14 protein-coding genes and 1 tRNA gene are annotated in these 13507 nt (G+C 46.3%); 2 read left to right on the plus strand and 13 right to left on the minus strand.

Annotated elements, in window-relative coordinates; all coding sequences use genetic code 11:
* Positions 1-26: 26 nt before the first annotated feature.
* From BM359_RS03820 to BM359_RS03860, 10 genes are all read right to left on the minus strand, one after another.
* Positions 27-293 (minus strand): hypothetical protein, encoded by a 267-nt coding sequence (locus BM359_RS03820; RefSeq protein WP_054488130.1) that lies wholly within the window; start codon positions 291-293, stop codon positions 27-29.
* The gene (locus BM359_RS03825) at positions 283-1236 is read right to left on the minus strand and encodes a hypothetical protein (protein WP_054488133.1); all 954 of its coding nucleotides are present in this window, start codon (positions 1234-1236) and stop codon (positions 283-285) included. The genes BM359_RS03820 and BM359_RS03825 overlap by 11 nt, the downstream gene beginning before the upstream one ends.
* A gap of 344 nt (positions 1237-1580) precedes the next feature.
* Positions 1581-1793 (minus strand): methylated-DNA--[protein]-cysteine S-methyltransferase, encoded by a 213-nt coding sequence (locus BM359_RS13005; RefSeq protein WP_054488134.1) that lies wholly within the window; start codon positions 1791-1793, stop codon positions 1581-1583.
* Positions 1759-2031 carry a methylated-DNA--[protein]-cysteine S-methyltransferase gene (locus tag BM359_RS13195; protein ID WP_143441130.1) on the minus strand — a complete coding sequence of 91 codons (273 nt, stop codon included), beginning with the start codon at positions 2029-2031 and terminating at the stop codon, positions 1759-1761. The genes BM359_RS13005 and BM359_RS13195 overlap by 35 nt, the downstream gene beginning before the upstream one ends.
* A gap of 104 nt (positions 2032-2135) precedes the next feature.
* Positions 2136-3647 (minus strand): lysine--tRNA ligase, encoded by a 1512-nt coding sequence (gene lysS, locus BM359_RS03835; RefSeq protein ID WP_054488136.1) that lies wholly within the window; start codon positions 3645-3647, stop codon positions 2136-2138.
* Between the two features lie 36 nt (positions 3648-3683).
* A protein-coding gene (prfB, locus tag BM359_RS03840) for a peptide chain release factor 2 (protein ID WP_143441131.1) occupies positions 3684-4782 on the minus strand; the annotation gives its coding sequence in 2 pieces (ribosomal slippage) (positions 3684-4706 and positions 4708-4782; 1098 coding nt in all).
* Between the two features lie 38 nt (positions 4783-4820).
* Entirely contained in the window at positions 4821-6533 is a 1713-nt protein-coding gene (recJ, locus tag BM359_RS03845; protein ID WP_054488137.1) for a single-stranded-DNA-specific exonuclease RecJ, read from the minus strand.
* 3 nt (positions 6534-6536) lie between these two features.
* On the minus strand, positions 6537-7268 hold the full coding sequence (gene dsbC / locus BM359_RS03850) for a bifunctional protein-disulfide isomerase/oxidoreductase DsbC (RefSeq protein WP_054488542.1): 732 nt from the start codon (positions 7266-7268) through the stop codon (positions 6537-6539).
* Between the two features lie 55 nt (positions 7269-7323).
* Positions 7324-8226 carry a site-specific tyrosine recombinase XerD gene (gene xerD / locus BM359_RS03855; RefSeq protein ID WP_054488138.1) on the minus strand — a complete coding sequence of 301 codons (903 nt, stop codon included), beginning with the start codon at positions 8224-8226 and terminating at the stop codon, positions 7324-7326.
* 81 nt (positions 8227-8307) lie between these two features.
* The gene (locus BM359_RS03860; RefSeq protein ID WP_054488139.1) at positions 8308-8778 is read right to left on the minus strand and encodes a VC2046/SO_2500 family protein; all 471 of its coding nucleotides are present in this window, start codon (positions 8776-8778) and stop codon (positions 8308-8310) included.
* 111 nt (positions 8779-8889) lie between these two features.
* Here BM359_RS03860 and BM359_RS03865 point away from each other — a divergent pair.
* A tRNA-Tyr gene (locus BM359_RS03865) sits at positions 8890-8974 on the plus strand.
* 4 nt (positions 8975-8978) lie between these two features.
* Here the strand turns inward: BM359_RS03865 and BM359_RS03870 are convergent.
* Positions 8979-9947, minus strand: a complete 969-nt coding sequence (locus BM359_RS03870) for an NAD(P)H-quinone oxidoreductase (RefSeq protein ID WP_054488141.1) — start codon at positions 9945-9947, stop codon at positions 8979-8981.
* Between the two features lie 85 nt (positions 9948-10032).
* On the opposite strand from BM359_RS03870, the gene BM359_RS03875 reads away from it, so the two are divergent.
* Complete coding sequence (locus BM359_RS03875) at positions 10033-11676, plus strand: tetratricopeptide repeat-containing response regulator (RefSeq protein ID WP_054488142.1); 1644 nt, start codon at positions 10033-10035, stop codon at positions 11674-11676.
* Here the strand turns inward: BM359_RS03875 and BM359_RS03880 are convergent.
* Both BM359_RS03880 and BM359_RS03885 read right to left on the minus strand, forming a co-directional pair.
* Entirely contained in the window at positions 11673-12509 is an 837-nt protein-coding gene (locus BM359_RS03880; RefSeq protein WP_054488143.1) for a pirin family protein, read from the minus strand. The genes BM359_RS03875 and BM359_RS03880 overlap by 4 nt on opposite strands.
* A complete protein-coding gene (locus BM359_RS03885; RefSeq protein ID WP_054488146.1) occupies positions 12506-13468 on the minus strand; it encodes a glutathione S-transferase family protein in 963 nt (320 codons plus the stop codon). The genes BM359_RS03880 and BM359_RS03885 overlap by 4 nt, the downstream gene beginning before the upstream one ends.
* Between the last annotated feature and the right edge of the window lie 39 nt (positions 13469-13507).

Genomic DNA, 13507 nt, shown 5'->3' on the forward strand with positions numbered 1-13507 from the left:
GTTTCAAGAAAAGTTCATCGCATCTATCACTTATTAATTTCTCTCAACATTGCTTCGAGCTCTAATATTTTCTCGCCTTGTTGATTTATGATTTCCTGATGCTGCTCTAATTTGGCATCATAATATCTACAGGTCACAGACAACACAACTGCTAGAAAGTTTAAAACCAAAGCACTCCAAATTTCTCCAACGATTACTAGTAAACCAGTAAAAACAATTAGGAAAATGCCATAAATCGTATTATTTGGCTTCACTGGAAGTTTATAGTTATCAAGTAAATTATTAATCTTCACGAGAACACTCAGCACTGTTATTAGAAGATGTGACTGATACATCTAAATCAGTAATCGTGACATTTCCTTTCCTGACACATTGAAGCAAAGCGTTATGCCGCAACATATTTATAGAAAGTCCCCCTGTAATTAGAGCATTACTGTCTTTAAATCCACTACTATTACGAGGCTCCCTAACCTCTTTATCGCAGTCATCTGCCGCCTGAATCGTTTCCTGATAAGAAGCCTTACACATTTTATCTGCATCGATTAGATTAGCAGCGGATCCTGCAAATGCCACTACCAATGAATTACAAACTATTTTACTTCTATCTGCAATACACCCCACTATCATACTCATCGCGGCCGCCATATGGCTTAGCCTAGCCGTGCCGGTGCAAGTTAATAAATGTGAGTGTCCAGCGTATGGTTTTTGAACTTCTCGCTGAACTCTCTCGCAATATGCTGAGCTATTTGTTGTATATGTTGATTCGAAAAGTGAACTATGACTTGATTGCTTAAAACTTTTTATTTCAATCGGTTCGCATGATTGACCAGGCAGCGGCTGAGTTGGACAATCATTCTTACCGCCATCATCTAAAGCAACCATGTGAGCTTCATACTCTTGTAGAATTAAAGCTGCCTCAGGAGAGATCTGAACCTTAGAAAGATCAGAGTCAAAATTGGCACTATTAAGTTCATCAATAACCTCGTTATAACTTAAGATAAATTGCTCAGCGTTACTAATAGCCAAAAAACTTCCGTCTGAAAAACCTATTGTAGTAAAATCTTCATTCACAATGATTTCAAATGCACCTGTACTATGCCCATAAAAATGAAAGCCTCCCGCCATGTTCATATATGAGATCCCATGACTTGATTGTTCGAAGTTCGTCTGTGTAAGGCCTTGTTTAGAATAAATAAATAACACAGGAAACGTAATTAAAATTAAGATTTTTTTCATTACTCATCCTTAAGAAATTATATTTTTAAGTATATATTCAACATTCAAAGGTTTAACGAAACAGTAGACTCTCGATTTTCAATAATGCTATAAAGTCAACATAAAATCAAACTTTCCATAAGAAAATTATAATAAACCTGCTTTAGTTGAATTAACGCTTCACTTCCCTGAATCCACCAAAGATTTTAAACGGAGAGGGTATAACGAAAGTTGAGAAAGGATGAACAAAATCAAATCTATAATAAAGGTTTAAAACCGAATATCCGTACCCAAAAGAATTAGCCGCGAAACGCGGGAAGTATCAATATTTCTTTAAAAGGCAAGCCTAGATGTATGAAAGGAAGTCAAGCAACAGCAACGCTGCTCTCTAAATCTAATAGCTGCTGCTTACGATCCAGCCCAGCCGCAAACCCACGTAATGAACCGTCCTGCCCGATAACCCGATGACATGGAATCACAATAATAAGCGGATTTTTCGCAATAGCGGTTGCCACAGCGCGCGTTGCGCTAGGTTGCTCCAGCTCATCGGCAACCTGTTGATAGCACAGATAATACACGTTTCTGAAAGTCGGTTACCTGAGGCCTTAGTGGTAAGTCAAAGTGATAATTTGAGTTGCTGAAATACGCGTGAATTTGATGGGTAACGGCCCGGAGCACGCTATTGTCTTCACGAGGTTCAAATGCGCTCATATCCGGACAGTGTTTTTGTCCCTGATAATACAAGCCCAGCAGAGAGTGATTGTCCGCCACCGCATACATTCTTCCCAGCGGCGTTGAAAACTCAGAATAGTACATACAAGCCTCACATTTTGATGCTGCGCTTATAAAAACGCGTTAACTTTCTATAGAAAATGACTATAGCAGTTAACGCGTTTTCTGCGCAATTTTTAGCCGGCCAATTAATCAGCTTTTGGACGCATGTGCGGGAACAAGAGTACATCACGAATAGAAGCAGAGTCGGTAAGCAACATAACCAGGCGGTCAATACCAATCCCCTCGCCCGCTGTTGGCGGCATTCCGTGCTCTAGTGCGGTAACGTAGTCTTCATCATAGAACATGGCTTCGTCATCACCCGCTTCTTTCTGTTCAACTTGCTCACGGAAACGCTCAGCCTGGTCTTCTGCATCATTCAGCTCAGAGAAACCATTAGCCAGCTCACGCCCACCGGCAAAGAACTCAAAACGGTCAGTGACAAACGGATTGTCGTCGTTACGACGTGCCAACGGTGATACTTCCGCCGGATACGCAGTAATAAAGGTTGGCTGAATTAAGCGGTGTTCTGCAACCGTTTCAAATATCTCAATTTGGATTTTACCCAAACCCCAGGAAGGCTTAACGTTAACACCTACCTGCTCAGCAATTTCTGTCGCGCTGTTCAGATCGTTCAGCTGTTCGACCTTCACTTCCGGCATATATTTGAGAATAGCTTCCAGTACCGTCATACGCTCAAATGGCTTACCGAAGTCGTAATCAACACCCTGGCTGGTAAACTGAGCGGAACCCAGCACGGCTTCCGCCGCTCCGCGTAACATTTGCTCGGTTAAGTCCATCAGGTCGTGATAATCGGCATAGCCCCAGTAGAACTCCAACATTGTGAACTCTGGGTTATGACGCGTCGATAAACCTTCGTTTCGGAAGTTGCGGTTAATTTCAAAAACTTTTTCAAAACCACCCACCACCAGACGCTTCAAGTAAAGTTCCGGCGCAATACGTAAAAACAGTTCCATATCCAGCGCATTGTGATGCGTACTGAATGGACGCGCTGCCGCACCGCCAGGAATTGCCTGCATCATAGGCGTTTCCACTTCCAGAAACTGACGTTCACTTAAAAAGCGACGAATGTAATCAATAACTTTAGAACGAACCACGAAAGTGCTGCGTGACTCGTCATTAGTAATAAGGTCTAAGTAACGTTGGCGGTAACGTGTTTCCTGATCGGCTAAGCCATGAAACTTGTCTGGCAATGGGCGTAATGCCTTAGTCAGCAAGCGTATGTCGTCTACCTGAACACTCAGCTCTCCGGTACCGGTAATGAACAACGTACCTGACGCGCCAATAATATCGCCTAAGTCCCACTTTTTAAATTCAGTGTTGTAGTAACCTTCAGGCAGATTGTCGCGGGCAACATAAAGCTGAATTTTCCCGCTCATATCCTGAATGGTGGCAAAGCTCGCTTTACCCATAATACGGCGGGTCATCATACGGCCGGCAACTTTGACACGAATGCCCTTTTCAGCCAGCTCTTCTTTGCTCACTTCATCGTATTCTGCATGTAAGTCGGCCGCTAACGAGTCCCGACGGAAATCGTTCGGGAATGCGATACCCTTATCGCGAAGCGCCGACAGTTTCGCCTTTCGTTGCGCGATCTGTTCGTTTACGTCTACTTCGGGTGCTTGCGATTTATCAGTCATTATCGATTTTCCTCTGTCGGGATACTTAAATTAAACTTACAGCCCGCTTTTTAAGCTGGCTTCAATAAATGGGTCTAAAGCGCCGTCTAGCACGGCTTGCGTATTGCGGTTTTCAACGCCGGTACGTAAGTCTTTTATACGTGCATCATCTAAAACATATGAACGAATTTGACTGCCCCAGCCAATGTCTGCTTTCGAGTCTTCCAATGCCTGCTTCTCTTCGTTCTGCTTCTGTAACTCAAACTCATACAATTTTGCCTTTAGCTGCTTCATTGCTGAGTCACGGTTCTTATGCTGCGAACGGTCACTTTGGCATTGTACAACAATGCCTGTCGGTTCGTGTGTTAAGCGAACGGCGGAATCAGTCCGGTTAACGTGCTGACCACCTGCGCCAGAAGCACGATAGGTATCAACTCGTAAATCTGACGGATCAATTTCAATGTCTATATCGTCGTCAACTTCCGGGTAAACGAATACCGATGCAAAAGATGTATGCCGACGATTACCTGAGTCAAAAGGTGACTTACGAACCAGGCGATGAACACCAGTTTCGGTTCTTAGCCAGCCATAAGCGTACTCTCCGGCTACACGCACCGTAGCCGATTTTAGTCCGGCAACATCCCCTTCTGACAGCTCAGTAATTTCCGCTTTAAAGTCATGCGCTTCAGCCCAACGCAAATACATGCGCAGTAACATATTGGCCCAATCCTGAGCCTCGGTTCCGCCAGAGCCTGACTGAATATCCAAATAACAGTCGGCAGAGTCATTGTCTTTTGAGAACATCCGGCGAAACTCTAAGTTTTCAAGCTGTTTTTCTAAGCCTGATAATTCTTCCTGAGCTTCGTTAAAGGTATCTTCATCATCAGCCTCTACAGCTAAATCGACGAGGCCTTCTACATCATCCAGACCTTGCTGAAGTTTATCCAGAGTTTCTACTACTTGCTCTAATGCGGCACGTTCTTTACCTAACGCCTGCGCTTTTGGTGGATCATCCCAGACATCGGGCTGTTCCATTTCACGGGTAACTTCTTCCAGACGCTCTAACTTAGCATCGTAGTCAAAGATACCCCCTAAGCGCATTGCTACGCTCACGCATATCTTTAATGTTATTGTAGGTTGCGTTGGTCTCAAACATGCGACTACCTAATTCTGTTTATTTTAAAGGGGCGTAGTTTAACGTATTGCGCGGATTTGCTCCACCAACAACTGGACGTTTGTGCGTCCGCGGAAGTGATTAAGTTGCGGCTTGTATAAAAGTTCAACAACCGTAGCCTGCCGCGCTGGCCATTGTTGTGTATCAACGTTAAAAGCGATGCCGTCTAACAACTCCCCTTGAGGATGGCGCACCACCAATTTTAGATGGCGTTCGCCAACAATGCGTTGATCAACCAGCTCGAACTGCCCGTCAAACATGGGCTCAGGAAACTGCTGCCCCCAGGGACCTGCATTTTGCAGAGTATTCACACTGTCGAGTGACAACTGCGGTACAGTCAACTCACCATCTGACCAGAATACCCGCTGCTTTTGTTCTTCCGATAACCATTCGGATGCGACTTGTTCAGCCAGTTCGGAAAATCGCGTTAGGTTCACTTTTTTTAGCGTTAACCCCGCTGCCATAGCGTGTCCGCCAAAACGTTCCATAATGCCAGGCTCCAGACTATGAATACGCTCCAGTAAGTCACGCATATGCAAGCCACTGACCGAACGCGCCGAGCCTTTTAGTAAGTTGTCATCGTCGTTCGCCAATGCAATAACCGGACGGTTCACCTGTTCTTTTACCCGGCCCGCAACAATACCAATAACACCAGCATGCCAGTCTGGCTGATACAGGGTGACTAAATCCGGTACCTGCCCCTGGTCAAAACGTAATTTCGCGACTGCACTTTCGGCATGCTCACGCATTTCCGTTTCAATAGACTTACGCTGTTGGTTTAAATCGTTAAGTTGCTGCGCTAACTGCTTTGCCCGGGACTCACCCGCTAATAAACATTCTATTCCGAGCCCAATGTCGTCTAACCGGCCTGCAGCGTTAATACGCGGACCCAGGGCGAACCCCAAATCACTGGCTGCCAACTGACTCGCGTCACGGTTGGCAACTTCCAGCAACGCTTTAATTCCGGGGCGGCTCATACCTTTACGAATACGGGCTATACCCTGTTGCACTAATACGCGATTGTTATAATCCAGCGGTACGACATCGGCGACAGTGCCTAAAGCCACAAGATCAAGCCAGTCTGCCAGATTGGGCAAAGACTCAATGCCTTCTTCTCTTAACGCTGCGCGCAACGCCAGCAACACGTAAAATGCAACACCAACCCCGGCTAAATTCTTACTTGGGAACTCGCAGCCCTGCTGGTTTGGGTTAACAATGGCATCAGCATGAGGAAGCTCCGCCGGAGGTAAATGATGATCGGTTACCAAAACTTGTATGCCGTTATCCCGCGCAAGAGAGATGGCGTCGTTTGCCGCAATGCCGTTATCAACGGTAATAATAAGATCGACGTTGTCTGCGGTCAGTTGTTCTACCATAGCAACAGAAAGCCCATAGCCGTCTGTCATTCGGTTCGGAACACGGTAACCAACCTTTTCTAAGCCAAAAGCCTGCAAAGCGGAAACCATCAGCGCCGAGCTGGTCGCTCCATCAGCGTCAAAGTCACCACAGATGCATACGCGTCGCTGCTTTTTTAATGCAGTTCGAAGCAGTTCAACAGCTTTAGCAATATCTTTCAGCGAAGAGAAATGAAGAAGCCCTGAAGCTTTAAGAGACAATTCGTCCGCACTGCGAACTCCGCGCCGTGCATAAATTTGCCGCAACAAAGGAGGCATTTGCTGCGGCAGAAAACCATCGTCAACAACCTGATAACGACGTATTTCATAGTCACTCATGAATTACTGCGACTCACCTTTTTTGATTTCAGCCACTAATCTTGAGGCCGGTAATGCGCCAGGCACCATACGTCCGTCCGGCAGGATAATAGCTGGTGTACCGGTTACGCCAAAGGATTTACCCAGTTGATAATGCTCAGCAACCGGATTTGAACAGTTAGAGCTGCCGCTAAAACTTTCTTCATCTTTAAAGGCGGCAATGGCTGCTTTTTTATCATCAGCACACCAGACGGTCTGCAACTGACGCGCACCTTTGCTACTCATACCACCACGAGGGAAGGCTAAGTATTTAATGGTAATTCCTTCAGCATGATAACTGCTCATGTTTTGATGCAAACGCTGACAATAGCCACAGGTTGTATCGGTGAAAATGGTAACTTCATATTTTTCGTTCTCTGCCGGATAAACAATCATGTCATCAGTGAAACCTTCCAGCATTTTTAAGCGCACATTGGCCATTGCGGCTTCGCTTAAATTAACAGGCTCCTTACCGGTAATATCGAAAACATTTCCACTGATTAAGCGCGTACCATCGTCAGAAACATAAAACATGCCCTGATTAGTAACAGCACGGACATAACCGTCTATTTCACCCGGCGCGGTCGACAACACCTCAATACCAATTTTATTCAAATGGCGGGCATCAACTTCATTTTGTACAGCACCAACAGCGCTGGTACTAAAGCCGACACTTGCCAGCCCCGCAAACCCTAATACAAACATCAAATTGCGCATAATAACCTCGTAAATTAACTGTCCGAACCCTACCCTTTTAACGGCTAAAATGCAATTAACCGCGTGGGTGATGCTGAGCATGCAAGGCCTGCAGACGCTCGCGTGCAACCTGGGTGTAAATTTGAGTGGTCGACAAGTCGCTATGCCCCAAAAGCAGCTGTAATACGCGCAAATCGGCGCCATGGTTCAACAAATGCGTGGCAAACGCATGCCGTAACGTATGGGGCGACAAATGAGCATAAATTCCGGCTTCCTCTGCGTAATGCCGCAAACGGTACCAAAATGCCTGACGCGTTAGTAACGAACCTCTTTGTGTCACGAATATCCAGGGACTGCTTTTATCCGTTATCGCCGGACGGCCATGTTTTAAGTATGTATCCAGCCATTCCAATGCTTCTTCCCCCAAAGGCACCAAACGCTCTTTGTTTCCCTTCCCAACAACCCTTACCAAGCCTTGCTGGCGGCTCAGTTGGTCATACTGCAGACGAATAAGCTCCGTTACCCTTAACCCCGTAGCGTAAAGCACTTCCAGCATGGTTCTGTCACGCAGGCCAATGGGAGTTTCTGTATCAGGCTGCTGCAATAACGACTCAACGTCAGCTTCGCTTAATGAGTGAGGAATGCTCTGTGGCAATTTAGGACGCTTCAGGCGCGCAGTTGGATCAACCGCTACCCATTGCTGTTTTACCGCAAATTGGAAAAACTTTTTTGCCGAACTTAAAAATCTCGATGTGCTTCTTGGCGAGAGCCCTTGAGTTCTGCGCCAAAGCAAGTAGTCCTGAAGTACTAATTCATCGGTGTCCATCAGCGATTTTTTCGAGGGTATAAGGTACTCACAAAAACGTCGTAAGTCGCTACGGTAAGCCGCCTGAGTGTTTTCGCTGGAACCATGATGCAGCCACAAATGCTCAGTAAAGGCGTCAATACGATCTTCGTCCTCTGGGCGCAGTTGCTTCATGTTTTATCGAATTTGCGAAATGGTAACAGCATTATGCAATATAGAGAGGTTGTCGGGAACTCTTTAACACCAATAAAAAGCTTAGTGGGTAATTCCCAGTTTTTGCAGCACATCGTAAAGACCGGCGGGCCCTTTGTGTCGGTAGTCGTTTTTGTCATCAGCCTGAGGTTGCTTTTTCTTCTCAAGTCGCTGCCGTACTCTCCAGTCCAGGTTCTGAATCAGCTCTAAAGGCAAACGATCCGGCGTTGCATCCGGAATGAGGGGTTGAGGATGAGTCGCGTCCTGTAATTTAAAGTCCGACAGCTGGCTTACGGTTGCATAAACGCCTGAGGCCATCACAGCACCTGGCTGAACATCTAAAGGTCTTGCCCTGCCTGCACCGATAGAGCGCTGCCAATTCACCTCAGTTGGGCGTTCAGAGACAACCGGGTCAGCGCCGAGTGCCGAGACCCAATAAGCGAACTCACCGGAGAAACCGTGGTTAACGGCTTCGCTCGCGTGTTGCTCAAAAAAATGAGCGGCATTGTTCTGAACAGCAGAAACTTGACTCATTAAGACTCTGGATTATCAATTACCGATAGTTCTGTATCGGCCAAAGTCCTAAAAGTTTAAGTTTTCTCTTTACAGCTAAGCTAAGACTGTTATTATACGCGCCACTTGAGTGGAGGGGTTCCCGAGTGGCCAAAGGGATCAGACTGTAAATCTGACGGCTCAGCCTTCGCAGGTTCGAATCCTGCCCCCTCCACCATTTACTACTGCTCGGCCAACTTCAGTATTACCTTTCCCTGCGTCTTATTCGCCGCAACATAGTCCAGCGCGTTTTGAATATCATCAGCTGTAAAAACCTGATCGATAATCGGTTTTATTTTACCGGTTTTAAACTTATCGCTAAAGTCATGCCATAAACCGTTTAAAATATGACCTTTTTGTACTGAAGACAGCGCCCGCAACGTCGAGCCCATAAGCTTCTGACGCTTCATTAGCATTCGCCCGAAATCAACTTCGCCCGTACGACCGCCCATTAAGCCAATCAAAATAATACGACCGTCTTGCTTTAAATACTGCTGGTCTTTTGCGATAGATTCGCCGGCAACCGGATTGAGGATGACATCGACTTCTCCCAGCGCCTTAACTTCTTCAACAATGTCTTGCTGGTATCGGTTAATAACATGCTTCGCGCCGAGGTTCAGACAAAATCGTGATTTTTCATCGCTGCCTACGACCGCAATAACGTCATTACCGCTTTCACGGCACAACTGTATTAGCGAAGTTCCGACCCCACTGGCACCGGCATGCGCCAATACCCGCTCTCCCTGTTTTAGCCCGGCTAACTGGAAAACATTGAGATAAGCAGTAGCAAAAGTCTCAAGCCAGCCAGCTGCGGTTTCATGACTCCAGTCATCCGGCACTTCCAGCAGTTGTTTTGCCGAAACGTTGACCCGCTCTGCAAAACCGCCTCCGGCTAGTAAGGCACTAACACGTTGCCCTGTCTTCCAGTCGGAAACCTGGCTGCCAACCTGCTCTATAACGCCACAGACTTCTAACCCGGGAATATCGGATACGCCGTTAGGCGGCGGATACTTCCCTGCTATTTGCATTAGATCGGCGCGGTTAACCCCGGCGCTTAAAACACGCAACTGAACCTCATCTGCACGCGGCTCGCTTAAATTAATACCGTCTTTCCATATCACTTTTTGCTCTGAAATCTGAATTGCTTTCACATCAGCCTCCGTTGCCGCTTAACATTATTGAAATTAGCCAGTATGCTGTCGGTATTGAATACTATCAGGATACTGTTTGACACTAATGGACAAAACCTTAGAGCTCAATGATAAACGTGTGTTATTGATTGATGACCAGAAGCCCTTTCAGGTTATGCTCAAAGGCCTGCTGTTAAACTTGGGGGCAAAAGACGTCCAAATCAAGACAACGGGTGAAGCGGGCATTGCTGCCTACATCAAAAACCCGCACGATATTCTGTTGGTAGACTATAACCTCGGCCGTGGCCGAAATGGCCGACAGGTACTGGAAGAGCTTCAGGTTCGCGGTTTAATGAAAGAACACACCCTGTTCTTCATTATTACCGGCGACAATACCCGTCCAATGGTTTTAAGCGCGCTGGAGCTGCAACCAGACGACTATTTAATGAAGCCTTTTTCCCATCGTGTTTTGCGCTCTCGTTTAATGCGTGCCTACAAGCGTCGCATGTGGTTAAAAGATGTATTTAAAGCTCTGACTAAACACGATTATGAGGCCTGCATTAGCGCTTGCCAGAAACACATTCAGTCAAACAGCCGTTACAGCAATTATTGCCGAAAACTGCAAATTGAGCTGTACAATAAAACCGGGCAACTGGATAAAGCCGAAATAGCCATTAAAGATCTGCTGGAAGAAAACTCCCATAGCTGGGTGTTTCTAAAGCTGGCGGAGACCAGACTGCTGCAAAACTCACCAGAAGAAGCGCTTAATATTCTTAACCATATTATTAAGCGTATGCCCAATGCCATTGAGGCCCATGATTTAAAAACCGAATGCTACCTGCAACAACAACAGCTTGAAGAGGCACTGGAAAGCGCACGCGATGCAATAACCATGGCGCCCTTTTCTATTGAACGACAAACCAAACTGGCCCACATAGCACGCGACAATGGTGACTTTGATATAGCCAAGCAAGCCATGAATAACGTTTTGCAAATAGCACGCAAATCGGTCTTTCGTAATGCGCAGCACTTATGTAATTACTTGCGCAGTATTCTTGATGCAGCTGAACACAGCGACACGCCACAGCAGATTAGTAAGTACCAAACCGAAGCTACGATGGAGCTTCAGCGAGCCCGTTACGATGAGCATCTATTGCATGCCGATATTTCATTTGAAGATTTAGAAGCCATTTTACTGTCACGAATTGATTCGTTTAACGGTCGTTTACGCGAAGCCCAACAGCGTTTAAACGAAGTTGTCGGGGAAAATCTGGCAACGAACCAACCTATCAACAAAGATTTATTACCAGACGTTATTGCGATTCTGCTCGATGTAGGCGAGTACGAAAAAGCCAATACGCTCGCCGCCTATAAAGACGACAACCTGCTACTTGACAGTTACACCACTAAAATCCTGCAAGCCAGACTTGCCGCCGCTCAAAAGCAGCAGGACGCCTTCTTTAAAGTGCACAAAGCAGGTGCTGAAGCGTATCAGGAAGGTCATTACAGTCGCGCATTAGAGCTGTTCCGTGAAGCGATGGAGGTGGCTCCAATGAACAGTGGCGCTGCACTTAACTTTATCCAGGCGGCCGTGCGCTTTATCGAAGAAACGCCTAACGCAGAACGGAAGTTATTGAAAAAGGAATGTGACCAGTGCTTTAAAGTATTAGAAGGTCTGCAACTTTCCAGCAGCCACAGTAACCGCTATGAGCGATTACTGGGGCAGACTGAAGCATTAGAACTGCGCTAACTTAGCTTTTGATTGGCTGCCAGAGTCCCTGCCTGGTAGTCTTTTATCGCCTGTTCAATCTCACCTGAGTTATTCATGACAAACGGCCCATACTGAGCAATCGGCTCTTCGATGGGTTTTGCCGCCAGAAGAATAAATCGTGCACCTTCGTCAGCAGTGCACGTTAACGTGTTCGCCGGATCAAGCACGAGCAATTCACCTTCCTTTGCGAGCTCCCCGTTAACCATTAAACTTCCCTGATAAACGTAAAGCAGGCGACGTTTTTGTCCCTGAGAAGGCAAGCTAAAGTCTTTCTTCCCTAAGTGTACGTCCAGCATTAAGAAATCACGCCCGGGCGCTCTTACCGGACCTTCTTGCTGCTCATATTGCCCCGAGATAACTCTGACAAGAGCATCATCAGTTTTTACTTCGGGAATAGTCGCCGATGGAAAGTCATGCCAATCAGGCTCGCTCATTTTTTCGTCAGATGGCAAATTAACCCATAACTGAAAGCCCCACATCAGGCCTTCAACCTGCTTCGGCATTTCAGCGTGTATGATGCCTTTAGCTGCTTTCATCCATTGTACGCCACCGGCCTCTACTGCCCCCGTATTGCCAACGGAGTCTTTGTGCTCCATGGTTCCGGCCAGCATATAAGTCAAAGTACAAAATCCGCGATGCGGATGAGGTGGAAAGCCTGCAATATAATCATCGGGATTATCCGAGCGAAATTCGTCCAGCATTAAAAATGGATCCTGATGCTTCAAACCCGGCTGATTAATAATGCGGGTAAGCTTAACCCCGGCACCGTCCTGAGCAGGCATACCACGGTGTTTTGCCAAAATAGCGCTCATGATTTTTTCCCTCCATTTTGACCCCGATTATGTGTTTGATGAAAATTGATTTCAGGGCCCTTAGGCACCACCTGAGTCGGGTTAATTGTGGTATGGCTGGCATAGTAGTGAGTTTTTATATGATCCATCACAACCGTTTCTTCCACACCCGGGTGTTGATACAACTCCAGCAAGTAGTTCCACATATTAGGATAATCGACAATGCGTTTCTTATTGGTCTTAAAGTGACCGAAGTAAACCGCATCAAAGCGAACCAAGGTCGTAAATAACCGCCAGTCCGCCTCTGTCAGTTCATCACCAGCGAGGTAACGACTCTGGCTAAGAATATCTTCGACTTTATCCAGTGCCGCAAATAAAGACTGGTAGGCCTCTTCGTAAGCCTTTTGCGTGGTTGCAAAGCCGCTACGGTACACACCATTGTTAATGTCGTTATAAACCCACTCGTTAATTTCTTCTATCTGCTTTTGCTTACTCGCCGGAAAGAAGTCCAGAGTATTACCGGTCAGCTCATCGAAAGCAGAATTAAAAATTCGTATAATCTCCGCTGACTCATTATTGACTATGGTCTGGGTTTTCTTATCCCATAATACCGGTACAGTGACTCGCCCGGTATATTCCGGATCTGCTTTCAGATAAATTTGATAGAGAAAGTCAGCGTCATAGAGAGGCTCGTTAAGAGGAGCTTCAGAAAATTCCCAACCATTCTGCAGCATCAACGGATGCACTACCGATACATCAATATGACTTTCCAGACCTTTTAGCTTCCGAAAGATTAATGCCCTGTGAGCCCAGGGGCAGGCATAAGAAACGTACAGATGATATCGGCCGGATTCGGGCTCAAACTCTGTACCTTTAGCGACTGTATTTCGAAACTGTGACTCGCTGCGCACAAAGCGGCCACCATGTTTCTTTGTGTCATACCACTTGTCGTGCCACTGACCATCCACTAATAAACCCATAATAAATTCCTCTTGTTTAGATACCTATATAATAAGGTC

It is taken from the genome of Idiomarina abyssalis (genome assembly GCF_900116625.1).
GTDB lineage: Bacteria > Pseudomonadota > Gammaproteobacteria > Enterobacterales > Alteromonadaceae > Idiomarina > Idiomarina abyssalis.

What these genes read in the sequence shown, in the direction of transcription:
- BM359_RS03825 (WP_054488133.1), bottom strand. Translation starts at nt 1,236, where the DNA reads ATGAAAAAAATCTTAATTTTAATTACGTTTCCTGTGTTATTTATTTAT.
- BM359_RS13195 (WP_143441130.1), bottom strand. Translation starts at nt 2,031, where the DNA reads ATGTACTATTCTGAGTTTTCAACGCCGCTGGGAAGAATGTATGCGGTG.
- lysS (WP_054488136.1), bottom strand. Translation starts at nt 3,647, where the DNA reads ATGACTGATAAATCGCAAGCACCCGAAGTAGACGTAAACGAACAGATC.
- recJ (WP_054488137.1), bottom strand. Translation starts at nt 6,533, where the DNA reads ATGAGTGACTATGAAATACGTCGTTATCAGGTTGTTGACGATGGTTTT.
- dsbC (WP_054488542.1), bottom strand. Translation starts at nt 7,268, where the DNA reads ATGCGCAATTTGATGTTTGTATTAGGGTTTGCGGGGCTGGCAAGTGTC.
- xerD (WP_054488138.1), bottom strand. Translation starts at nt 8,226, where the DNA reads ATGAAGCAACTGCGCCCAGAGGACGAAGATCGTATTGACGCCTTTACT.
- BM359_RS03860 (WP_054488139.1), bottom strand. Translation starts at nt 8,778, where the DNA reads ATGAGTCAAGTTTCTGCTGTTCAGAACAATGCCGCTCATTTTTTTGAG.
- BM359_RS03875 (WP_054488142.1), top strand. Translation starts at nt 10,033, where the DNA reads ATGGACAAAACCTTAGAGCTCAATGATAAACGTGTGTTATTGATTGAT.
- BM359_RS03880 (WP_054488143.1), bottom strand. Translation starts at nt 12,509, where the DNA reads ATGAGCGCTATTTTGGCAAAACACCGTGGTATGCCTGCTCAGGACGGT.
- BM359_RS03885 (WP_054488146.1), bottom strand. Translation starts at nt 13,468, where the DNA reads ATGGGTTTATTAGTGGATGGTCAGTGGCACGACAAGTGGTATGACACA.